Annotated in this window: 22 protein-coding genes and 1 tRNA gene; 18 read left to right on the top strand and 5 right to left on the bottom strand. The window is 69.5% G+C overall.

All coding sequences use genetic code 11. From position 1 onward, the window contains the following. Positions 1-29: 29 nt before the first annotated feature. Together AVP41_RS08600 and AVP41_RS08595 are read right to left on the bottom strand one after the other, a co-directional pair. A tRNA-Arg gene (locus AVP41_RS08600) sits at positions 30-102 on the bottom strand. Between the two features lie 16 nt (positions 103-118). Beyond that, positions 119-877, bottom strand: coding sequence for an SGNH/GDSL hydrolase family protein (locus AVP41_RS08595; RefSeq protein ID WP_067163327.1), 759 nt, complete (start codon positions 875-877; stop codon positions 119-121). Positions 878-978: 101 nt separating this feature from the next. Here AVP41_RS08595 and AVP41_RS08590 point away from each other — a divergent pair, with 101 nt between their 5' ends. The 9 genes from AVP41_RS08590 (at position 979) to AVP41_RS08550 (ending at position 12,120) form a co-directional block, all read left to right on the top strand. Continuing rightward, complete coding sequence (locus AVP41_RS08590; RefSeq protein WP_067163324.1) at positions 979-1,839, top strand: transglutaminase-like domain-containing protein; 861 nt, start codon at positions 979-981, stop codon at positions 1,837-1,839. Positions 1,840-1,982: 143 nt separating this feature from the next. Continuing rightward, on the top strand, positions 1,983-3,650 hold the full coding sequence (locus AVP41_RS08585) for an arginine--tRNA ligase (RefSeq protein ID WP_067163322.1): 1,668 nt from the start codon (positions 1,983-1,985) through the stop codon (positions 3,648-3,650). A gap of 15 nt (positions 3,651-3,665) precedes the next feature. Next, positions 3,666-4,502, top strand: coding sequence for an LmeA family phospholipid-binding protein (locus tag AVP41_RS08580; RefSeq protein WP_067163320.1), 837 nt, complete (start codon positions 3,666-3,668; stop codon positions 4,500-4,502). A 166-nt stretch (positions 4,503-4,668) separates the two neighbouring features. Further along, on the top strand, positions 4,669-6,087 hold the full coding sequence (lysA, locus tag AVP41_RS08575; protein ID WP_067163318.1) for a diaminopimelate decarboxylase: 1,419 nt from the start codon (positions 4,669-4,671) through the stop codon (positions 6,085-6,087). After that, entirely contained in the window at positions 6,084-7,412 is a 1,329-nt protein-coding gene (locus tag AVP41_RS08570; RefSeq protein ID WP_067163315.1) for a homoserine dehydrogenase, read from the top strand. Before lysA ends, AVP41_RS08570 begins: the two co-directional genes overlap by 4 nt. Positions 7,413-7,449: 37 nt before the next feature. Beyond that, a complete protein-coding gene (gene thrB / locus AVP41_RS08565) occupies positions 7,450-8,382 on the top strand; it encodes a homoserine kinase (protein ID WP_067163312.1) in 933 nt (310 codons plus the stop codon). 154 nt (positions 8,383-8,536) lie between these two features. Further along, a complete protein-coding gene (rho, locus tag AVP41_RS08560) occupies positions 8,537-10,591 on the top strand; it encodes a transcription termination factor Rho (RefSeq protein WP_067163310.1) in 2,055 nt (684 codons plus the stop codon). Positions 10,592-10,607: 16 nt separating this feature from the next. Next, positions 10,608-11,681 (top strand): peptide chain release factor 1, encoded by a 1,074-nt coding sequence (gene prfA, locus AVP41_RS08555; protein WP_067163308.1) that lies wholly within the window; start codon positions 10,608-10,610, stop codon positions 11,679-11,681. 37 nt (positions 11,682-11,718) lie between these two features. Further along, complete coding sequence (locus AVP41_RS08550) at positions 11,719-12,120, top strand: hypothetical protein (protein ID WP_067163306.1); 402 nt, start codon at positions 11,719-11,721, stop codon at positions 12,118-12,120. A 28-nt stretch (positions 12,121-12,148) separates the two neighbouring features. Here the strand turns inward: AVP41_RS08550 and epsC are convergent, their stop codons facing one another. The 3 genes from epsC to cysK (AVP41_RS08535) all read right to left on the bottom strand — a co-directional run bounded on the left by epsC (position 12,149) and on the right by cysK (AVP41_RS08535) (position 14,680). Continuing rightward, complete coding sequence (gene epsC, locus AVP41_RS08545) at positions 12,149-12,727, bottom strand: serine O-acetyltransferase EpsC (protein ID WP_067163304.1); 579 nt, start codon at positions 12,725-12,727, stop codon at positions 12,149-12,151. After that, positions 12,724-13,668 (bottom strand): cysteine synthase A, encoded by a 945-nt coding sequence (gene cysK, locus AVP41_RS08540; protein WP_067163301.1) that lies wholly within the window; start codon positions 13,666-13,668, stop codon positions 12,724-12,726. The genes epsC and cysK (AVP41_RS08540) overlap by 4 nt, the downstream gene beginning before the upstream one ends. A gap of 73 nt (positions 13,669-13,741) precedes the next feature. Further along, positions 13,742-14,680: a cysteine synthase A gene (cysK, locus tag AVP41_RS08535; protein WP_067163299.1), complete on the bottom strand. Its 939-nt coding sequence runs from the start codon at positions 14,678-14,680 to the stop codon at positions 13,742-13,744. Between the two features lie 121 nt (positions 14,681-14,801). Between cysK (AVP41_RS08535) and prmC the strand changes: the two genes are divergently transcribed. The 9 genes from prmC (at position 14,802) to atpA (ending at position 22,494) form a co-directional block, all read left to right on the top strand. Beyond that, positions 14,802-15,689 carry a peptide chain release factor N(5)-glutamine methyltransferase gene (gene prmC / locus AVP41_RS08530; RefSeq protein ID WP_067163297.1) on the top strand — a complete coding sequence of 296 codons (888 nt, stop codon included), beginning with the start codon at positions 14,802-14,804 and terminating at the stop codon, positions 15,687-15,689. A gap of 44 nt (positions 15,690-15,733) precedes the next feature. Beyond that, entirely contained in the window at positions 15,734-16,498 is a 765-nt protein-coding gene (locus tag AVP41_RS08525; protein WP_067163294.1) for an L-threonylcarbamoyladenylate synthase, read from the top strand. Next, positions 16,495-17,676: an MraY family glycosyltransferase gene (locus AVP41_RS08520; protein ID WP_067163292.1), complete on the top strand. Its 1,182-nt coding sequence runs from the start codon at positions 16,495-16,497 to the stop codon at positions 17,674-17,676. Before AVP41_RS08525 ends, AVP41_RS08520 begins: the two co-directional genes overlap by 4 nt. Further along, entirely contained in the window at positions 17,673-18,182 is a 510-nt protein-coding gene (locus AVP41_RS08515; RefSeq protein WP_067163290.1) for a hypothetical protein, read from the top strand. Before AVP41_RS08520 ends, AVP41_RS08515 begins: the two co-directional genes overlap by 4 nt. Positions 18,183-18,279: 97 nt before the next feature. Continuing rightward, complete coding sequence (atpB, locus tag AVP41_RS08510) at positions 18,280-19,122, top strand: F0F1 ATP synthase subunit A (protein WP_442922795.1); 843 nt, start codon at positions 18,280-18,282, stop codon at positions 19,120-19,122. 62 nt (positions 19,123-19,184) lie between these two features. Further along, positions 19,185-19,418 (top strand): ATP synthase F0 subunit C, encoded by a 234-nt coding sequence (atpE, locus tag AVP41_RS08505; protein WP_067163287.1) that lies wholly within the window; start codon positions 19,185-19,187, stop codon positions 19,416-19,418. Positions 19,419-19,446: 28 nt separating this feature from the next. Beyond that, entirely contained in the window at positions 19,447-19,995 is a 549-nt protein-coding gene (locus AVP41_RS08500; protein WP_067163285.1) for a F0F1 ATP synthase subunit B, read from the top strand. Further along, entirely contained in the window at positions 19,995-20,783 is a 789-nt protein-coding gene (locus AVP41_RS08495) for a F0F1 ATP synthase subunit delta (RefSeq protein WP_067163282.1), read from the top strand. The genes AVP41_RS08500 and AVP41_RS08495 overlap by 1 nt, the downstream gene beginning before the upstream one ends. 70 nt (positions 20,784-20,853) lie before the next feature. Continuing rightward, positions 20,854-22,494: a F0F1 ATP synthase subunit alpha gene (atpA, locus tag AVP41_RS08490; protein ID WP_067163280.1), complete on the top strand. Its 1,641-nt coding sequence runs from the start codon at positions 20,854-20,856 to the stop codon at positions 22,492-22,494. Positions 22,495-22,518: the final 24 nt, after the last annotated feature.

Here is a 22,518-nt window from a genome sequence, read left to right as displayed (position 1 = left end):
TTCACACCCGTTCCGCGCACAACCCACTGTGCCCCCGACAGGAATCGAACCTGCGACCTTTGGTACCGGAAACCAACGCTCTATCCCCTGAGCTACGGAGGCGTACTGATCGAGGTTATCACCGAGACAGGGCAGCCACCGCCGCGGCCAGACGCTCCGCAAGGTAGCGGTGCCCGGCGGTCGAGGGATGATCGCGGCCGACCGCGCTCGTGTCGATGATGTCGCGGTAGTCGGCGGCGGTGATCCAGTTCTCCGCGATCGGAGAGATGTACCACCATCCGCGACGGGCCGCCAGGTCGGCGAGGTCGGCGTCGATCAGGGCTGTCGCCTCTTCCACCGGAAGCACTTGCGGTGCCGGGCCGAGGATCACGATCTGCGCGTCCGGGAAGATGTCGGCGAGGCGGTCCCACGCGCGCTCGACGGCCTCGCGATAGTTCTGCGGGTACAGACGGCGGTCGTTGATGGATCCCTGTACGACGATGAGGTCCGGAGCAAGCCACCGGTCGAGCTGGGCGATCCGGGTGCCGAAGTCGGCGCCGTCGATGCCCGGGCGAAGATAGCCGCTCCCGCGGACGCCGTCGACGATGGTCGTCCACCCCGTCACGTCGGCGACCTCGTACGCGTAGCCCTTGCCGGGTGCTGCCGCCTCGCCCCAGGTCCACGAGTCGCCGAAGATGAGGACGCGCGCGTTCTCGGGCAGATCCAGGGGAGAGGGTGGCGCCGCGACGACCGCTTCGTCCTCGCCGGCGGCGACCGTCGCGGCGGGGGTCGCCCAGGGCCCCCAGAAAGCCACGACGGACACGACGATGACCGCCGCGACGGCGGCGATGATCGTCCACAATGACGGGCGTGCGACGAGGCGCTCGGGTGCACCCATGCCATGAGCGTACGTCACCGCTGCCCCGCCCCGGTACCGCGGGTTTCCGGCCCGGTGCGACAGCGGATCCGCGGTGGTTCGGAGCGTGCGAGGATATCCCGGTGCATCGCATCGTGACGGCGGAACTGGACCTCGAGCTCGGCTCGTCCGTCGACCTCATTTTCCAGATCGCCGCTGCCCAGCCGACCCCCGTCGCGAGGGAGGAACTGAGCTTCGTCCAGGTCGATGCGGGGCAGGTCGAGCGGGTGTACACCCCGACCGAGATCGTGGATCAGTCCGGGAGTCGCTTGCACCGGCTCCAAGGCGAGGCCGGCCTCATGCGCGTGCGCTATCAGGCCGCGATCGACGGGCCCGCGCCGGTGCGAGCGACGAGCGACCTGGAGGCGATCACCTACTTGCGTCCCAGTCGGTACTGCCAGTCCGACGAGGTGTTCTCGCAGGCGCGGCGTCAGTTCCGCGGGCTCTCGGGGGTCGATCTCATCCTCGCGGTCGGAGAGTTCGTCGCTGCGAGCACCACCTACACTCCGGGGCTGAGCCAGGGCACCGACTCGGCTGTGACGACGCTCATGACGGGCCAGGGGGTGTGCCGCGACTACGCCCACGTCGTGATCGCGCTCCTGCGCGCGATGGACATGCCGGCCCGCTACGCCGCCTGCTACGCGCCGGGCCTGCGTCCGATGGACTTCCACGCGGTCGCCGAGGCCTACCACGACGGGAGCTGGTACGTCATCGATGCGACGCGACTGGCCAACCGCCGGTCGCTCGTGCGGATCGCCACCGGTCGCGATGCCGCCGACTGCGCGTTCCTCAGCTACCACGGCGGCCACGTGGGGTTGCAGCGGATGCGGGTGGACGCCTGTGTCGTACCCGGAGCCGCCGTCGACCTCGTCGCGCAGGAGGAGGCGGACGCCGCCGCCGATCCCGCCCGCGACGACCTCGCCACGCTCGTCCAACTCGCCTGAGCGCCCGGCGCCCTCGCTTCGGATCGCGAGAGCACATGCTCTCGCCGAGCGCACACGTTCACGCCGTCCGGAAGGTATCCGCTCGGCGACAGCATGTGCTCTCGACGGGGGAGGCGGGGGCGGGACCGTAGGATTGACGGGTTATGAATCCCGATGCCCTCGCCCACGCCCTGCTCGCCGTCGTCGCCCCGCTCGCCGACGCGCGACGACCCGGGGCGAGTGAGGGGCTGACGGCAGCCGACTTCGTGCTGGAGCGGCCGAAGAACCGGGCTCACGGCGACTGGGCCTCCAACGCGGCGCTGAAGCTCAGCAAGCTCGTCGGCGCCAATCCGCGGGAGTTCGCGGCGGAGATCGCCGAGGCGCTCGCCGCGGTGGACGGCATCGCGAGCGTGGAGGTCGCCGGGCCCGGGTTCATCAACATCCGCCTCGACGCGGCCGCTGCGGGAGCTCTCGCGAAGACGATCGTCGAGGCCGGCGCGGCTTTCGGCACCAACGACAGCCAGCGGGGCCAGACGATCAACCTCGAGTTCGTCAGCGCCAACCCGACCGGACCGATGCACATCGGGCATACCCGCTGGGCGGCCGTCGGCGACGCGATCGCGCGTGTGCTCCTCGCCAGCGGCGCGACGCTCGTGCGGGAGTTCTACATCAACGACGCGGGCGCGCAGATGGAGCGCTTCGGACGCTCGGTGCTGGCCGCGATCAAGGGTGAACCGGCCCCGGAGGACGGGTACGCCGGCTCCTACATCGGGGATCTCGCCGAGCGTGTGCGCGCCGCCGTCCCCGACATCCTCGACCTCGACGCCGACGCGCAGCTGGTCACCGCGCGCGACCGCGCGTACGAGTTCCAGCTCGGCGAGCTCCAGTCGTCGCTCGAGAAGTTCAACGTCCACTTCGACGTCTTCTTCAGCGAGCGCACGCTACACGCCCCGGGTGCCGACGGGGGACCGAGTCTCGTGGACGAAGCGGTCGACCGGCTTCGCGAGCAGGGGCATGTCTTCGATCAGGACGGCGCCGTCTGGGTGCGCACGACGGAGTTCGGCGACGACAAGGACCGTGTGATCCGTCGGTCCAACGGCGAGTACACCTACTTCGCCGCCGATGCCGCCTACTACTTGAACAAGAGCGACCGAGGATTCGCCCACAAGATCTACCTCCTCGGCGCCGACCACCACGGCTACGTCCACCGGCTCAAGGCCCTCGCGGGCGCGGCCGGCGACGATCCGGAACGCGATATCGAGGTGCTCATCGGGCAGCTGGTGTCGGTCAACGGCGCGCGGCTGTCCAAGCGCGCGGGCAACATCATCGAGCTCGACGACCTGCGGGACTGGCTGGGCACCGACGCCCTCCGCTACTCGCTGGCCCGTTACCCCGCCGATTCGCCGTTGACGCTCGACCCCGAGATCCTCACCAAGCGCACGAACGACAACCCCGTCTTCTACGTGCAGTACGCCCACGCGCGGACCCACAACGTGGCACGCAATGCCGCAGCGGCCGGGGTCACCCGTGAGGCCTTCGCCCCGGAGCAGCTGGAGCACGAGACCGAGTCGGCGCTCCTGGGTGCCCTTCAGGAGTTCCCGCGGATCGTGGCCTTCGCCGCCGAGGTCCGTGAGCCGCACCGGGTCGCGCGCTACCTCGAGGAGCTCGCCGCCCTCTACCACCGGTGGTACGACAACTGCCGCGTCACCCCGCTGGGCGACGAAGAGGTGACCGACCTGCATCGGACGCGCCTCTGGCTCAACGATGCGACCGGTCAGGTACTGCGCAATGGTCTCGGCCTCCTCGGCGTCAGCGCGCCCGAACGCATGTGAGCGGAGGGCACCGACGTGACCGCGGACCGCGACGACACCAGCCCGCTCGCCGGCCCCGCCCCGCGCGTGCCTCCCGCCGCGTCCTCGCCGGCAACCCGACGAGCGCGCCGGCGGTGGCCCTGGGCCATCGGGGTCGTGATCGTACTGGTGCTCGCCGCGGGGGCGTGGCTGGCCGGTGAACAGATCGCCCGGGGTGTCGTCGAGCAGACGATCCGCGAGCAGGCCGTCACCCAGCTCTCCCTTCCTGCGGACCAGGACATCGACGTCGAGGTGATCGGCCCGGTGCTCCTGCCGTTGCTGGTGGGCAACCTCGGCGAGGTGCGGGTGAGTTCGGCGGACGTTCCGATCGGGGACTTCTCCGCCGACGTCACCGTACGCGCGCAGGACGTCCCCATCCGCGGCGACGGTGACTGGAGCGGGGCCTACGCCTCGGTCACGCTGGACGACGAGCAACTGCAGGCGCTGCTGGCGAACCTCGACGAGTTCCCGGCCGACAGTGTGCAGATCGATGCTCCCGACATCGCGGTGACCTTCGAGCTCAACGCGCTTCTCACGACCGTGCCCGTGGGCGTGGCGCTCACGCCGCGGGCGGAGGCGGGGGAACTCGTCCTCACCCCGACGTCGCTCCGGCTCGCGGGCGCGGAGATCTCTGCGGAGGCGATTCTGCGACAGTTCGGCGCTCTCGCCTCCACGGTGGTGCGGGATTGGGACGTGTGTATCGCCCAGTACCTTCCCGCGGCCCTGACCCTCACCGATGTCTCGGTGGCCCCTCGAGCGGTGACGGCCGAGTTCGAGATCGACAGCTCGATCCTCCGCGACGATGCGGCGCGTCAGAAGGGCGAGTGCTCCTGAGGCGCCCTCGGCTCTGCGCGTGCCGGAGCGCTCGTCCGGGAGACGAGCCGTCTCGTCGGAGCGGGGGAGGCGGGTGCTCTAGACTCTGAGTCACCGCCTGAAAGGGACTGTCCCGGCGTGAACATCCCGCCGGCAGCCGCCGTCTCCACCCGATTGGTGTCCACTCGTGTCCGCCCCCGATCACCGTCCGCTCGCGCCCGAATGGCTCGCCGTGCCTCGCGACGCCGATGAGCTCGTGCCCGCCGTCTGGCCGGCATCAGCCCGCCGCGACGCGTCGGGGGAGGTGTTCGTCGGTGGCGTCGGCGTCTCCGAGCTCCAGCGGCGCTTCGGCACTCCGCTGTACGTGCTCGACGAGCCCGAGGTGCGTGCCCGCGCGCGCGAGGTGCGCAGCGCCTTCGAGGCGGCGGCCGCCCGTCACGGATCGCGCGCTCGCGTGTACTACGCCGGCAAGGCTTTTCTCAGCACGGAGGTCGTCCGCTGGGTCACCGGCGAGGGATTGGCCGTGGACGTCGCCACCGGAGGCGAGCTCGCCATCGCGCTCGCTGCAGGAGCCGATCCCGCGCGGATCGGCATGCACGGCAACAACAAGTCCGTTCCGGAACTGCGCGATGCCGTGGCGGCGGGTGTGGGAACCGTCATCGTCGACAGCGCGATCGAGGTGGAGCGGCTCGCCGAGATCGCCGCGCACGCGAGTGTCGTGCAGAACGTGCTCGTGCGCGTCAACAGCGGTGTGCACGCCGAGACGCACGATTTCCTTGCCACGGCGCACGAGGACCAGAAGTTCGGGTTCGCCCTCGCGGACGCGCCGGCGATCGTCGCGCGCATCCGTGAGCTCACCTCGCTGCGCTTTCTCGGCCTGCATTGTCACATCGGTTCGCAGATCTTCGGCACCGCCGGTTTCGCCGAGTCCGCGGCTCGTGTCGTGGAACTCCACGCGCGACTGAGCCGCGAGGGAGAGATCCCCCTCCTGAACCTCGGTGGCGGATTCGGCATCGCCTACACCTCCGTCGACGACCCCACCCCGATCGGCGAGCTTGCCGACGGCGTCGTCGATGCGGTCGCGCGCGAATGCCGCACCCACGGCGTGGCCGTGCCCGACCTCGCCTTCGAACCCGGCCGCACGATCGTCGGCCGCGCCGGCGTCACGCTGTACGAAGTGGGCACGGTCAAGCCCGTCCAGGTCTCCGACGACCTCTCCCGGCTCTACGTCAGTGTCGACGGCGGCATGAGCGACAATGCGCGCCCCGCGCTCTACGGGGCTCAGTACTCGGCCCGGATCGCCTCGCGCGGCTCGGGGGCGGAGCCCGCTCTCGCGCGCGTGGTCGGACGTCATTGCGAGTCCGGCGACATCGTCGTGGATGCCGAGTACCTCCCCGCCGACATCGCGCCGGGAGACCTTCTCGCGGTGCCGGCGACGGGGGCGTACTGCTATTCCCTCGCCAGCAACTACAACGCCGTGCCTCGTCCGCCCGTCGTCGCCGTCGGTGACGGCCGCGCGCGGGTGATCGTGCGGGGGGAGACCATCTCCGATCTGCTCGCCCGGGACGTCGGAGCACCGCCGTCCCCGATCGAAGGAACCGAATGACTGACGACCGTCGCCTCCGGGTGGCGCTGCTGGGTGCGGGCTCTGTGGGCTCGCAGGTGGCCGCCCTCCTTCTGCAGCACGCCGACGAGCTGGCCGCTCGCGCCGGTGCCGAGCTGGAGCTCGTCGGCATCGCCGTGCGTGACCCGGACGCCCCGCGTGACACCGATCTCCCGCGCGCGCTGCTGACCACCGACGCCGAGCCGCTCATCCTCGGCAGCGACATCGTCATCGAGCTCATGGGCGGCATCGAGCCCGCCCGCGCGATGCTGCTGCAGGCGCTCACCGCGGGAGCCGATGTCGTCACCGGAAACAAGGCGTTGATCGCCACGCACGGTCCGGAACTCTTCGAAGCGGCCGACAGGGTCGGGGCCTCCGTGCACTACGAGGCAGCCGTGGCGGGCGCCATCCCGATCGTCCGGCCGCTGCGTGACTCACTCGCCGGCGACCGCGTGCAGAGGATCCTCGCGATCGTCAACGGCACCACCAACTACATCCTCGACCGGATGGACTCGGAGGGCGCCGACTACGCCGATGTGCTGGCCGACGCCCAGCGGCTCGGTTACGCCGAAGCCGACCCCACGGCCGACGTGGAGGCGTTCGACGCCGCGCAGAAGGCGGCGATCCTCGCCTCCCTCGCCTTCCACACCACCGTCCCCCTGGACGCCGTTCACCGGGAGGGGATCACCGCGATCGACGCGCAGATGATGACCGCGGCCCGGGATGCCGGCTACGTCATCAAGCTCCTCGCGGTGTGCGAGCGACTCGACGACGACGGGGCCGAGACGATCTCGGTGCGCGTGCACCCGGCTCTCGTGCACCGCGACCACCCGCTCGCGAGCGTCCGCGGGGCCAACAACGCCGTCTTCGTCCAGGCGGAGGCCGCGGGCGACCTCATGTTCTACGGGGCCGGTGCCGGGGGCATCCAGACGGCCTCCGCCGTTCTCGGCGACGTCGTCTCGGCGGCTCGGCGCCACATCGCCGGTGGCGTCGGGGTGGGGGAGTCCACGCGGGCGAATCTGCCCATCGCGCCGTTCGGCCACGCCGTCACCCGGTACCAGGTGACGCTCGAAGTGGACGACCGTCCCGGCGTGCTCGCCACGATTGCGGGGATCCTCGCCGATGGCGGCGTATCGATCGCGACGGCGCAGCAGACGATCATCGGGGGCAGCGACGGCGCCGACCTCGCGTCCTCTCGTGCGCTTCTGGTGATCGGAACCCACACGGCAAGGGAGCGCGATCTCGCCGCTACCGTCGAGCGACTCGGTGCGAGCGACGCCGTCGAACGTGTGCTCTCGGTGCTCCGCGTGGAAGGCGACGGACGTTGAGCGGGCGTCCGAGCATCTCCGTCATGGCGCGGCCGTCATGACCGCCCGCACCGTCGCGGTGCGGGTTCCCGCCACCAGCGCCAACCTCGGGCCGGGCTTCGACACACTGGGCCTCGCCCTCAGCGTCTACGACGAGCTCACCGTGTCCGCCCTGCCCGACCGGCGGCTCGAGATCGCCGTCTCGGGCGAGGGTGCCGACGATGTTCCCACCGACGACTCGCACCTCGTGGTGCGAGCGATCGCACACGCTTACGCGGCGGTCGGGAAGGAACTCCCGGGGCTCCGGCTCACCGCGCACAACGCCATCCCGCACGGGCGGGGCATGGGGTCCTCGGGCGCGGCGGTCGTTGCGGGTCTGCTCGCCGCGAAGGGTCTCCTTGCCGGTGAGGCCGAGTTCGGGCCGGATCTGCTCCTGCGCCTTGCGACGGAGATGGAAGGGCATCCCGACAACGTCGCTCCCGCCCTCTTCGGGGGGCTCACGATCGCCTGGACCGGCGATGCCGGCCCCCAGCACAAGAAGCTCCTCGTGCATCGCGGTGTCTCGCCGCTCGTGTTCGTGCCGGAGTTCACGATGTCGACCAGCGTGGCGCGCGGCCTCGCACCGCTCAACGTCCCGCGAGAGGACGCGGTGTTCAACGTCTCTCGATCGGCGCTGCTGATCGCCGCGCTCACGCAGAGCCCCGAACTCCTCATGGCCGCCACCGAGGACAAGCTCCACCAGTCGTACCGGGCGCAGGCGATGCCCGCGACCGACGCGCTCGTGCAGCGACTGCGGGCGGCTGGATTCGCTGCGGTCGTGTCGGGGGCGGGACCCAGCGTGCTGGTGCTCGCCGACGGTCCGGGACAGCGTCGGGAGGCGGTCGCGATCGCTGCAGAGGCAGACACTCCGTGGGAGCCGCTCCTGCTCGCCGTCGACGTCAAGGGTGGTACAGTGAGGGACTATACGGAGGGTTCCACGACACGTTCGTGAATCTGGCCTCCATCGCACATCTGCGAACCACCGCATAACCCCCGCTCCGGCGAACCGCGTCTTCTGACGCGTACCGCCAGCGGACGGATGGGCGCCTGCCTGTGGACAGGCCCGCAATGCGGTCAGTCATATCCATACGTATGAGGGAGAACTCGTGGAGTCCATCTCCGAGATCCAGAACGACGACGCTGCGCGCGAAGAAGCCGCGCAGGACGTCGCCACCGAGACCACCGACGCCCCGGCGACGCCCGCCGAGGAGCCAACTGACACGCCGTCCGTCCCGGCCGAGGACGCTGTCGCTCCCGCCGAGGAGGCTCCGGCCGAGGCCGTGGCTGCGGAAGAAGCCCCCGCTGCTCCTGCGGCAGAGGAGGCCGCTCCGGCGAAGGCTCCGCGTAAGCGGGCGCCGCGTCGCGCGAAGAGCACGGACCTCGTCGAGGCGGCCGAGGCCGCCGCGGCGGCGGAGGTCCCCGCCCCGGCAGCAGGTGACGCCGCGCCCGAAGAGACCGCGGAGGTCGCGACCGAGACGCCCGCCGAGGCACCGCCGGCGAAGGCGCCGCGTGGTCGCGGGCGCTCGAAGGCCGCGGCCGCTCCGGCCGAGGCCGCCACGGCCGAGACACCGGCTGCCGACACGACGGCCGAGCCGAGCGCGCCCGCCGCGGCAGACGCGGCACCGGCCGAGTCCGCGTCGGACGACACCTCCGCGACCGAGCCGACCGAGACGGCATCGGGCGAATCCGGCGCCGAGACGGCCGAGCAGTCCGACGGCGAGACGACCGGCCGCAGCCGGAGCCGTTCCCGCAGCCGTAACCGCAACCGCAACAAGGGTGGCGACGGCGCGCAGGGCGGCAACGGCGCCCAGAACGGCGGAGGGGCCCAGAACGGCAACGGCCAGAGCGGCGCCGCAGCGCAGGAGGCCGGGCACTCCGACGACGACGACACGTCGCAGGGCCAGGGCCGCGGGCGTCAGCGCAACAAGCGCCGCAGCGGTCAGGGCGGAGACGAGTTCGAGACCGAGATCAACGAGGACGACGTCCTCATCCCGATCGCCGGAATCCTCGACGTGCTCGACAACTACGCGTTCGTGCGCACCACGGGTTACCTTCCCGGTCCGAGCGACGTCTACGTCTCGCTCGGCCAGGTCAAGAAGTACAACCTCCGCAAGGGCGATGCCGTCGTCGGCGCCATCAAGCAGCCGCGCGAGGGCGAGCAGTCCAGCCGCCAGAAGTACAACGCACTGGTCAAGGTCGACGCGATCAACGGCCTCTCGGTCGACGATGCCGCCACTCGTGTCGAGTTCGGCAAGCTCACGCCTCTCTACCCGCAGGACCGCTTGCGTCTGGAGACGGCTCCCGAGAAGCTGACGCAGCGGATCATCGACCTCGTCGCCCCGATCGGAAAGGGTCAGCGCGGACTCATCGTCGCCCCGCCCAAGGCCGGGAAGACCATCGTGCTGCAGCAGATCGCGAACGCGATCGCGACCAACAACCCCGAGGTCCACCTCATGGTCGTCCTGGTCGACGAGCGGCCCGAAGAGGTCACCGACATGCAGCGGACGGTCAAGGGGGAAGTCATCGCCTCGACGTTCGACCGTCCCGCCGAGGACCACACGACGGTCGCCGAGCTCGCCATCGAACGCGCCAAGCGACTCGTGGAGCTCGGTCGCGACGTCGTCGTGCTGCTCGACTCGATCACTCGCCTGGGGCGCGCCTACAACGTCTCCGCCCCGACCTCGGGACGCGTGCTCACCGGTGGTGTCGACGCTTCTGCGCTGTACCCGCCCAAGCGCTTCTTCGGCGCCGCGCGCAACATCGAGAACGGCGGCTCGCTCACGATCCTCGCTACGGCACTCGTGGAGACCGGATCCAAGATGGACGAAGTCATCTTCGAGGAGTTCAAGGGCACCGGCAACAGCGAGCTGCGCCTGAACCGTCAGCTCGCCGACAAGCGGATCTTCCCCGCCGTCGACGTCAACGCCTCCTCGACGCGCCGCGAGGAGATGCTCCTGTCGGCCGACGAGGTCAAGATCACCTGGAAGCTCCGTCGTGCACTGGCCGGGCTCGACCCGCAGCAGGCGCTCGAAGTCGTGCTGGGCAAGCTCAAGGAGACCCAGTCGAACGTCGAGTTCCTCGTGCAGATGCAGAAGTCCATCCCGGCCCCCACGGGTCACGCGGGTGGTCACAGCCACGGGCACGAGAACAACATCCGCTGACCCGACGGGACACCACGTGTTCGAGTCCGTCCAAGGGCTGATCGACGAGCACCGCGCGGTGCAGGAGGAGCTCTCCGACCCCGCAGTGCACGCCGACGCCGCTCGCGCGAAGCGGGTCAACCGGCGCTACGCCGAGCTGAGCCGGATCGTCGCCGCTCACGAGGCCTGGATCGCCGCGTCGGACGACCTCGACGCGGCGCGCGAGCTCGCTCGCGAGGACGACGCCTTCGCCGCCGAGGTCCCCGCGTTGGAGGAGCAGGTGGCCGCGACGCAAGAGCGTCTGCGCCGACTGCTGATCCCGCGTGACCCCGACGATGCCCGCGACGTGATCATGGAGATCAAGCAGGGGGAAGGCGGTGCCGAGTCGGCGCTGTTCGCCGCCGATCTCCTCCGCATGTACATGCAGTACGCCGCGTCCAAAGGCTGGAAGACCGAGCTGTTGGAACGCAACGAGAGCGATTTGGGCGGTTACAAGGACGTCCAGATCGCGATCAAGGGCGCCAGTTCCGATCCCGCGCACGGCGTCTGGGCGCACCTCAAGTACGAAGGTGGCGTGCACCGTGTGCAGCGGGTTCCCGCCACCGAGTCGCAGGGGCGCATCCACACCTCGACGACCGGCGTGCTGGTCTTCCCCGAAGTCGACGAGCCCGAAGAGATCCACATCGACCCGAACGATCTGAAGATCGACGTCTTCCGCTCGTCCGGACCGGGCGGGCAATCGGTCAACACGACCGACTCCGCGGTGCGGATCACCCACGTCCCCACGGGGATCGTGGTCTCGATGCAGAACGAGAAGAGCCAGCTGCAGAACCGTGAGGCCGGGATGCGCGTCCTGCGGGCCCGGCTGCTCGCCAGGCAGCAGGAGGAGCGGGACGCAGCGGCATCCGATGCGCGTCGCTCGCAGATCCGCGGGATGGATCGCTCGGAGCGTATCCGCACCTACAACTTCCCCGAGAACCGCATCGCCGACCACCGCACCGGCTACAAGGCGTACAACCTCGACCAGGTGATGGACGGCGCCCTCGACCCGCTCATCGAATCGGCCATCGCCGCCGACGAGGAAGCCCGCCTGGCCGCGCTGAACTCCTGACCTCCGCCGGGGGAGTGGCACACGCTACGCTCCGGGTATGGTCATGTTCTTCGTCCGCGCCCTGATCTTCCTGGCCTCCGCCGCGCTGGGCCTCATCGTCGCCGACATCGTGCTGGAAGGGTTCCAGATCTCCTGGCGCCAGCCGATCGGTTTCATTCTGGCGATCGTGATCTTCGCCGTGCTGCAGAGCGTCCTCGCGCCGTGGCTGGCGCGGGTGGCGCAGCGGAACGCCCCCGCGCTCCTGGGCGGCATCGGGATCGTGTCGACGTTCGTGGCCCTGGTCGTGGTGGTGATCATCCCGGGTGCGGGCCTGCGGATCGGGGCACCCTGGTGGACGTGGCTGGCCGCCCCCGTGATCGTGTGGCTCGTCACCGCGCTCGCCACGTGGCTGCTGCCGGCCTTGTTCATCCGGAAGAAGGCATCCGAACGCCGCGCCTGACGGCGTGCACGCCCAGCGATCCGCGGGGTCAGATGAAGTACTCGGGCGTCGTCAGCACGGCGCGCGTGCTCTCTCCGGCGTTGCGCTTACGGGCGGTGGCCGGCACGCCGACCAGCACTGAATCGGGAGGAGCGTCGCGCGTGACGACCGCATTGGCGCCGACGACGGAGCGGGCTCCGATCGTGATGGGCCCGAGGATCTTCGCGCCCGCGCCGACGGCGACCCCGTCGCCGAGGGTCGGGTGGCGCTTGCCGGCGTCGCGCGTGCGGCCTCCGAGGGTGACGCCGTGGTAGAGCATGACGTCGTCGCCGATCTCGGCGGTCTCCCCGATCACGACGCCCATGCCGTGATCGATGAAGAACCGGCGACCGATGGTCGCACCAGGGTGGATCTCGATCCCGGTGAGCCACCGGGTGAGCTGCGATCCGGCTCGGGCGACGAAGCGCAGCCGTCGCCGCCAGAGGGCATGCCAGAGGCGATGCGCCCAGATGGCATGCAGGCCGGGGTACAGGAGCGCGATCTCCCCTCCTCCCCGGGCAGCCGGGTCGCGGAGCTTCGCCGCGGCGAGGTCTTCTCGCACGCGCGAGATCACCGCCGGTCGCTTCATGGCGTCTCCTCTCGGAGGTCGGCGTACAGCGCCGTCGAGAGGTAGCGCTCCCCGGCGTCGGGGATGACGACGACGATCCTCGATCCTGCGGCCTCCGGTCGGGCGGCGATCTGCAGTCCCGCCCAGACGGCGGCTCCCGCGGACATGCCGGCAAGGATCCCTTCGCGACGTGCCAGGTCGCGCGCGATGCGCAGGGCGTCGTCGAACTCGACGTCGATGATCTCGTCGATCACCGAACGATCCAGCACCTCGGGGACGAAGTTCGGTCCGATGCCCTGGATCCGGTGTCCGCCCGCCCGCCCCTGCGAGAGCACGGGGGAGTCCTTCGGCTCGACGAGCACGATCTTGGCGTCCGGCGCGCGCTCCTTGAGCACCTGGCCGACACCGGTGACGGTGCCCCCCGTGCCCGATCCGGCCACGAACCAGTCGATGCGACCGTCGGTGTCTCGCCAGATCTCCTCCGCCGTGGTGGCGCGGTGGATCGCCGGGTTCGCGGCGCGTTCGAACTGTCGGGCCAGCACCGCCCCCGGGGTCTCGGCGGCGATGCGCCGCGCCGTCTCGACGGCCTCGGTCATGCCCTTGTGCGGGTCGGTGAGGACCAGTTCCGCGCCATAGGCGGCGAGGAGGGTCCGGCGCTCCTTGGACATCGACGCCGGCATCGTGAGGATCACCCGGTATCCGCGAGCCGCACCGATCAGCGCGAGCGCGATCCCCGTGTTCCCCGACGTCGACTCGACGATGGTGCCACCCGGGGCGAGCTCGCCGCTGGCCTCCGCCGCCTCGACGAGGGCGTAGCCGAGGCGGTCTTTGACGCTCGCGCCGGGGTTGTAGAACTCGAGCTTGACGAGGAGCTCGGCATCGTGCCCGGCGGTCAGGTGGTTGAGGCGCACCAATGGCGTCCCGCCGAACGCCGTCGTGATGTCGGGGTAGATACCGGGCACGGGTTCCTCTCGGCAGACGGTCGGCCACGGGCGCGCTCGACGCGACGCCCGTGGCCGATGATACGTGGCGGTCTCAGTCCTCGCGCAGGTGCTCGAACAGCGCCGTCGACAGATAGCGCTCGCCGAAGGACGGGATGACGACGACGACGTTCTTGCCTTCGGCCTCGGGGCGGGCCGCGACCTGCAGCGCCGCCCACACGGCCGCACCGGAGGAGATCCCCACGAGGATGCCTTCGCGCGTGGCGACCTCGCGCGCCGTCGTGATCGCGTCGTCGAAGGCGACGTCGACGACCTCGTCGATGACGCCCTGATCGAGGATCGGCGGGATGAAGTTGGGGCCGATGCCCTGGATCTTGTGAGGCCCGGGGGTGCCCTTGGTCAGCAGCGGCGAGTCGGCCGGCTCGACCGCGACCACCTGCGCTCCGGGGACGCGCTCCTTGAGGACCTGTCCGACGCCCGAGATCGTTCCGCCCGTGCCGATGCCGGCGACGAAGTAGCCGATCTCGCCGTCGGTGTCGCGGATGATCTCCTCCGCCGTGGTGGTGCGGTGGATCTGGACGTTCGCCTGATTCGCGAACTGCTGGGCAAGGATGGCGCCCGGGGTCTCGGCGGCGATCTTCTCGGCCTCCGCGACCGCTCCCTTCATACCGAGGGCCGGGTCGGTGAGGACGAGCTGTGCGCCATAGGCCTTCAGCAGCAGTCGGCGCTCGACCGACATCGAGGACGGCATCGTCAGGATGACCTTGTAGCCCCGCGCGGCGCCCACCATCGCGAGTGCGATGCCGGTGTTGCCGCTCGTGCCCTCGACGATCGTCCCGCCAGGGGTGAGCTCGCCCGACGCCTCCGCCGCATCGACGATCGCGATCCCGAGGCGGTCCTTGACCGAGGAGGCCGGGTTGTAGAACTCCAGCTTGGCGAGCACGGTGCCGGGAAGACCCTCGGTCACGCGGTTGAGCCGGACGAGCGGGGTGTTGCCGAACGCGCTCGTGATGTCGGGGTGAATGCCGGACATGATGTGCCTTTCGTGCGGGGACGAACCCCTCGTGAGTGGTCGAGAGTCACGAACCAGACTACGGTGGTGCAGTATTCCCGACCCCTATGTGACGATTCGTCACGCCCGGCTGGACCCGATCATGACGACCCCGCAGAATGCGTGCGTGCCCGTGCGACTCGACGCTCACCTGCACACGGCGACCGAGCGTCTCGCCCGCGCCGGCGTGCCGAGTCCCGACGTCGACGCGGAGCTGCTGGCCGCGCACGTGCTGAATCTGTCGCGGGGTGAGCTCGCGGCGGCGGCTCTCCGAGGCCACGCGATGTCGGCAGCCGATCTCGCGCACTTCGACGAGCTCGTCGCCCGCCGCGCCGCGCGGGAACCGCTTCAGCACCTCACCGGTCTGGCGCCCTTCCGCCACCTCGAGCTCCGTGTGGGGCCGGGGGTGTTCGTGCCGCGACCGGAGACCGAGATGGTGGCGCAACTCGCGATCGATGCGCTCCGGGCCGCAGCGGCAAGCGAGCCGGTCGCCGTCGACCTCGGGACCGGATCGGGCGCCATCGCGCTGTCTCTGGCCACCGAGGTGCCGCATGCACGGGTGTTCGCCGCGGAGAACTCCGTGGACGCGTTCGTCTGGGCGAAGGAGAACCTGGCCGTCGTGGGCGTGACCAATGCCACCGTCGCCTTCGTGGATCTCGCAGACGCGTTCGGTGAGCTCGACGGCACCGTCTCGGTGCTCGTCTCCAACCCGCCGTACGTGCCCGACGACGCGATCCCGCGCGACCCCGAGGTGCGTCTGTGGGACCCGCCCGCGGCTCTGTACGGGGGACCCGACGGCCTCGACGTGGTGCGCGTGCTCTCGCACGTCGGTCAGCGCCTCCTCCATCCGGGCGGAACGCTCGTGATCGAGCACGGGGAATGGCAGGGTGCGGCGATCAGGGATCTGCTGACGGCGGACGGCTGGCGAGCCGCCGCGACGCATCCCGACCTCACCCAGCGAGATCGCGCCACCACCGCGCTGCGGGCCTGAGCGCTCCGGGGGCTCCCGGCAGACGACCGTAGAATGGAGCGGATATGTCCTCCGTCTTCGATTGCCGCGACGCTGCGCAACTCCTGCCCGCAATGCGCCAGGCGCGCCAGGCGATCGCGCGCGGCGAGCTCGTCGTGCTGCCCACCGACACCGTCTACGGCGTGGGCGCCGACGCGTTCAGTCCCGAGGCGGTGGCGCGGCTCTTGGCGGCGAAGGGCCGCGGGCGGCAGTCGCCCCCGCCCGTCCTCGTCCCCGGGGTCGCGACGCTGCGTGCTCTGGCCGCCGAGGTGCCGCACGCGGTCGAGCTCCTCGTGGAGCACTTCTGGCCCGGCGGTCTCACCATCGTCCTGCCGGCGCAGCCATCGCTATCGTGGGATCTGGGCGACACCGACGGCACCGTCGCCGTGAGGATGCCGGCCGAGCGCATCGCGCTGGAGCTCCTGGAGGAGACGGGCCCCCTCGCTGTGTCGAGCGCCAACCTCACGGGGAAGGCCGCTGCGACGACGATCGACGACGCCCGAGACATGCTGGGGGAGAGCGTCTCGGTCTACCTCGACGGCGGTGCGTCGGCCACCGGCGTCGCCTCCACCATCGTCGATGCCACCGCTCTCGTGGGAGGCGACGGCCGCGTGCGGATCCTCCGCGAGGGGGCCGTGTCGGCGGCGTCGCTGCGTACGGTCCTGGGTGACGCCCTCGACGCGGAGGAGGACGCGGCAGATCCCTCCGACGAATCCGCCGACCCGTCCGACGAGATCGCGGCGCACCATCCCGCCGATCCGACTGCGACCGACGCCGACGGTCCGGCGTGAAGCACTACCTGTTCACCCTCATTCTCACGGGGGCGGTGACCTTCGTTCTGACCTGGGTCGTCTGGCGGGTGAGCATGAGGTACAAGCTCTACCCGGGCATTCGCGAGCGCGACGTGCACAAGAACCCGACGCCGCGGCTCGGTGGCGTGGCGATGTTCCTGGGCGTGCTGACCGCGTTCGCGCTGTCGAGCGTCGTGCCCTACTTCCAGATCATCTGGATCAAGCCGACCCAGATCGCGGCCATCCTCACTGCGACCCTTCTCATCGTCGTCGTCGGGGTCGCCGACGATCTCTGGGACCTCGACTGGTTCCTCAAACTCGGGGCGCAGTTCCTCGTCGCCGGGATCGTGGTGGGGCCGGGCGGCGTGCAGATCTACTACCTGCCGTTCGAGGGGATGACCTACGTCTCCGGCTGGGTGAGCGTGACCGTGTCGGTGTTGCTCATCGTCGTGGTCATGAACGCGGTGAACTTCATCGACGGACTCGACGGGCTGGTCGCCGGCGTCGCCCTGATCGCCAACGGGGTTTTCTTCGCGTACACCTACATGCTCACGCGCGATCTGGAGTACACGACCTACTCGAATCTCGCCGCATTCATCGCGATCGTCCTGGTGGGCGTGTGCGTCGGGTTCCTGCCCTTCAACTGGAACCCGGCTCGTCTGTTCATGGGTGACGGGGGAGCGCTCATGGTCGGCTTGTTGATGGCCGTCTCCGCGCTCCTTGTGACCGGGTCGCTCCCGCCGCAGACGCTCGTCGACAACGATCAGTTCGGCCGTTCGCAGCTCCTGGGTGCATTCATCCCCGTGATCCTTCCCGCGGCCGTCGTCATGCTCCCCCTGCTCGATTTCGGAATGGCGGTCATCCGCCGCATGTCGAAGGGCAAGTCGCCGTTCTCGCCCGACCGCAAACACCTGCACCACCGCATGCTCGACATGGGCCACTCCGACCGCGACGCGGTCCTCATCTTCTACGCATGGACTGCCGTGGTGAGTCTCTCGGTGCTTCTCATGTACATCGGCACCACCGCGCGCTGGCCCGGGCTGTACTGGCCCGGAGTGGGATTCTTCCTCATCGGGGCGGCTGCGTGCCTCGTGGTCACCCTCCTGCCCTCGCGCGGGCTGCCTCGCCGTTCCGCCCGTGCCCGCACACCTGCCCCCGAACGGAAGAGCACCCCATGACCGAACGCCCCACCGTCTCGAGCACCCCGGTGCTGCGCACCACGCTGCTCTGGTCGACCCTCGCCACGGCCGCGCTCGCCGTGCTCGGAGCCGTCCTCGGGTTCGCAGTCGGGGGCGTGGACGGGCTGTGGAGCGCGCTGGTCGCGATCCTCCTCGCGGCGCTCTTCCTCGGGTTCACGGCGGGGAGCATCCTGATCGCCAACCGGTGGTACGGCGACGCGCTCTACGTCCCGATCTTCTTCGGCCTCGTGATGGGGGCGTGGGTCCTGAAGTTCATCGTCTTCATCGTGACGCTGCTGGTGCTGCGCGACCAGCCGTGGCTGAATGGGACGGTCTTCTTCGTCGCCCTCGTGGCGAGCGTCGTCGTCTCGCTTCTCATCGACGTCGTCGTCATGCTCCGGATGCGTATCCCGCACGTGAGCGACGTCACCCTCCCCACCGCCGCCGACATCCACGACGGCGTGGAAGATCGCCCGGATTCGGACGAGACCACGCCGCGAGGCTGATAGGCTGTCTTCCGAGCCCGCCAGGATCTTCTGAAACGTGTGCGGAGTCACGCTCACATCGACCATCGTCGCCCCGGCCCTGGCCGGTGCCCCGAAGCTGGAGCCAGCGCTGTTTACCCAGACTGCGACCCTGATCGCCACCTCCGCCGGCCTGAACGCCGCGAACTCGGAAGGCCCTGAGTTCCACGGCCCGTCGATCGGTGAGTTCTTCCCCGAGGTGCTCTTCAACGCGTTCGGGGTCATCCCGGTCACGCGGATCCACCTCATCCAGTTCGTCGCGGCTCTCGCGATCGTCCTGATCTTCTGGCTCGGCACGCGCCGCATGCGCGTCGTGCCCGGGCGCTTCCAGAGCCTCGTCGAGATGGGGCTCGACTTCGTGCGCGTCAACATCGCGGAGGATCTGCTCGGCAAGAAGGACGGCCAGCGCTTCCTTCCCATCCTCACCACGATCTTCTTCATGGTGCTGTTCATGAACCTCACGGGCGTCATCCCGTTCATGAACATCGCCGGCACGAGCATCGTCGCCGTCCCGCTCCTGCTCGCCGTCATCAGCTACGTCACGTTCATCTACGCCGGCATCCGCAAGAGCCCCAAGAACTTCTTCAAGAACGCGCTGTTCCCCTCGGGCGTGCCGTGGCCGATCTACTTCATCGTCACGCCGATCGAGCTCATCTCCACCTTCGTCATCCGTCCCGTCACCCTGACGTTGCGACTCCTGATGAACATGATGGTCGGGCACCTCCTGCTCGTGCTCTTCTTCGCGGCGACGCAGTTCTTCCTCGTCGAGCTCGGCGGATGGTGGTCGGCGCTGGCCGCCGGATCCCTCGCCTTCGGCTTCGTCTTCACCTTGTTCGAGCTCCTGGTGGCCGTCCTCCAGGCGTACGTCTTCGCCCTCCTCACCGCGGTCTACATCCAGCTCGCGGTGGCGGAAGAGCACTAAAGCGGGTCGGCCCCCAACCCTGACCGATTCAGGGCCGCCCTCAACCGAAAGGAAAACACCCCGTGGACGCAACTACGGTTCTCGCCGAGCTCAGCGGCAACGTCGCGACGATGGGCTACGGCCTCGCCGCCATCGGTCCCGCCATCGGCGTGGGCATCGTCGTCGGCAAGACGATCGAAGGCGTCGCTCGCCAGCCCGAGCTGGCCGGCCGCTTGCAGGTGCTGATGTGGATCGGTATCGCCTTCACCGAGGCGCTCGCCTTCATCGGTATCGCGACCTACTTCATCTTCCAGTAAATCGCCTCACCAGCCTTAAGGAGACAGGATGCTGAACGCTCTTGTCACGTACGCCGCGGAAGAGGGGGCGGCGCACAACCCCCTGATCCCCGCGTGGTACGACATCATCTGGTCGGCGGTCTGCTTCGTCGTCATCCTCTTCGTGTTCTGGCGAGTCGCCCTGCCCAAGATGCAGACGCTCCTCGACGCGCGCTCCGCCGCCATCGAAGGCAACATCGCGAAGGCGGACGAGGCGCAGCGTCGTGCCGAGGCCGCGCTCGAGGAGTACACGGCCCAGCTGGCCGAGGCGCGCAAGGAAGCCGGCGAGATCCGCGACGCCGCCCGTGAGGACGGCAAGAAGATCGTCGCCGAGGCCAAGGACACCGCTTCCGCCGAGGCGGCACGCCTCACGGCTGCGGCCCACACGCAGATCGAGGCGGAGCGCCAGACGGCCCTCGTCTCGCTGCGTAGCGAGGTCGGCACGCTTGCCCTCGACTTGGCCAGCGGTGTCATCGGGGAGACCCTCTCCGACGACCAGAAGGCCAAGAGCGTCGTGGACCGCTTCCTCGCCGACCTCGAAGCGGGAGCGTCGAAGTAATGGGAAGCGCGACCACTCAGGCGCTGACGGCTACCGAGGCGGCGCTGAAGGCGACCCGGATCACCGATCTGACGGTCACCCGTGAGCTCTTCCTCGCGGCCCGCACGATCGCTGAGTCCTCGCAGCTCAGCAGTGCGCTGTCGGCCTGGGGTGTCGCGGGCGAGGCCCGAGCCGACGTCGCCGGGCGTGTGTTCGCGGCCTTCCAGCCGGAGACCGTCGCGCTGCTCACCGCCGCAGCGGGCCAGCGGTGGTCGTCGCTCGAAGACCTGATCGCGGGAATCGAGGCGCTCGCGATCCGTGCCGCCTCGATCGCAGCACCGTCGGTCGACATCGAAGGGGAACTGTTCGAGGTTTCCCGCACCGTGGCCGCCAACCCGGAACTCGAGCTCGCGCTCGGGAGCCGGCTCGGCGATGCCTCGGCGAAGGGCTCGCTCATCGAGACTCTGCTCACCGGGCGCGCGAGCGAAGCCACCACGCTCATCGTCTCGTCGCTCGTGCAGCAGCCCCGCGAGCGTCGCGTGCGCGCGCTCCTCACGCGGGCTCTGCGACTGGTCGCCGACGAGCGTGGCCGCACCGTGGCCACCGTCTACGCGGCCACGGCGCCCGATGCGGCACAGCTCGATCGCCTCCGCGGCATCCTCGCGCAGCGGTACGGGTCGGACGTTGCTCTCAACCTCGTCGTGGACCCCGCCGTCATCGGCGGGCTGCGCGTGGAGATCGGCGACGACGTGATCGATGCGACCGTGTCGTCCCGACTGAACGACCTGCGTCAGCGCCTGGCTGGCTAGAACTTCCCCGCTCCCACCGGGAGCGGGACCGCAGGGAAGCCTGCACCGATTTTCACAACAAAGGAAGACCATGGCAGAACTGTCCATCAGCCCCGACGTCATCCGTGACGCGCTGAAAGACTTCGTCGCCGCGTACGAGCCGGACGCGGCCTCCGCGACGGAGGTCGGCACGGTGATCGACGCCGCCGACGGCATCGCTCACGTCGAGGGTCTCCCCGGCGTGATGGCGAACGAGCTCGTGCGCTTCGAGAACGGCGTCGAGGGTCTCGCGCTCAACCTCGACGAGAACGAGATCGGTGTCGTCGTCCTCGGTGAGTTCTCCGGCATCGAGGCCGGCCAGAAGGTCACCCGCACCGGCGAGGTGCTCTCGGTCGCCGTCGGTGACGGCTACCTCGGCCGCGTCGTCGACCCGCTCGGCAACGCGATCGACGGCCTCGGCGAGATCGCCACGACCGGCCGCCGCGCCCTCGAGCTCCAGGCGCCCGGCGTCATGGCCCGCAAGAGCGTGCACGAGCCCATGCAGACGGGCATCAAGGCGATCGACGCCATGATCCCCGTGGGCCGTGGTCAGCGTCAGCTCATCATCGGCGACCGTCAGACGGGCAAGACGGCGATCGCGATCGACACGATCATCAACCAGAAGGCCAACTGGGAGTCGGGCGACCCGACCAAGCAGGTGCGTTGCATCTATGTGGCCATCGGGCAGAAGGGCTCCACGATCGCCTCCGTCAAGGGCGCGCTCGAGGACGCCGGGGCGATGGAGTACACGACGATCGTCGCTGCCCCCGCCTCCGACCCCGCCGGCTTCAAGTACCTTGCGCCGTACACCGGTTCGGCCATCGGCCAGCACTGGATGTACGACGGCAAGCACGTCCTCATCATCTTCGATGACCTGTCTAAGCAGGCCGAGGCCTACCGCGCCGTCTCGCTCCTCCTCCGCCGCCCGCCGGGCCGTGAGGCTTACCCCGGCGATGTCTTCTACCTGCACTCGCGTCTGCTGGAGCGGTGCGCGAAGCTGTCGGACGAGCTCGGTGCGGGCTCGATGACCGGTCTTCCGATCATCGAGACCAAGGCCAACGACGTCTCGGCGTACATCCCGACCAACGTGATCTCCATCACCGACGGCCAGATCTTCCTGCAGTCCGACCTCTTCAACGCCAACCAGCGTCCCGCCGTCGACGTGGGTATCTCGGTTTCGCGCGTCGGTGGCGATGCGCAGGTGAAGTCGATCAAGAAGGTCTCGGGAACGTTGAAGCTCGAGCTCGCGCAGTACCGCTCGCTGGAGGCCTTCGCGATGTTCGCGTCGGACCTCGATGCCGCGTCGCGTCGTCAGCTCGACCGTGGTGCGCGCCTCACCGAGCTCCTCAAGCAGCCCCAGTACGACCCGTACCCGGTGGAGGAGCAGGTCGTCTCGATCTGGGCGGGCACCAACGGCAAGCTCGACTCGATCGCGGTCGAGGACGTCCTCCGCTTCGAGCGGGATCTCCTGGACTACCTCAAGCGCAACACGTCGATCCTCGACACACTGCGTGAGACGAACGTTCTCGACGACGACACCCTCGCCGAGCTCGAGAAGGTCACGGACGCGTTCGTGCTCGAGTTCCAGGGCGGCAAGGGCCAGGCGATCAACAAGCCCGGTCACGAAGAGGTCGCCGCTGCCAGCGCCGACGACGTGAACCAGGAGAAGATCGTCAAGGGCCGCCGGGGCTGACCCCGGCGACGACGGGACAGAGAA

Source organism: Microbacterium sp. TNHR37B (genome assembly GCF_001620065.1).
Lineage (GTDB): Bacteria > Actinomycetota > Actinomycetes > Actinomycetales > Microbacteriaceae > Microbacterium.
The sequence above is the reverse complement of the archived record's forward strand: the minus strand, read 5'-3'. Positions and strand labels throughout refer to the sequence as shown.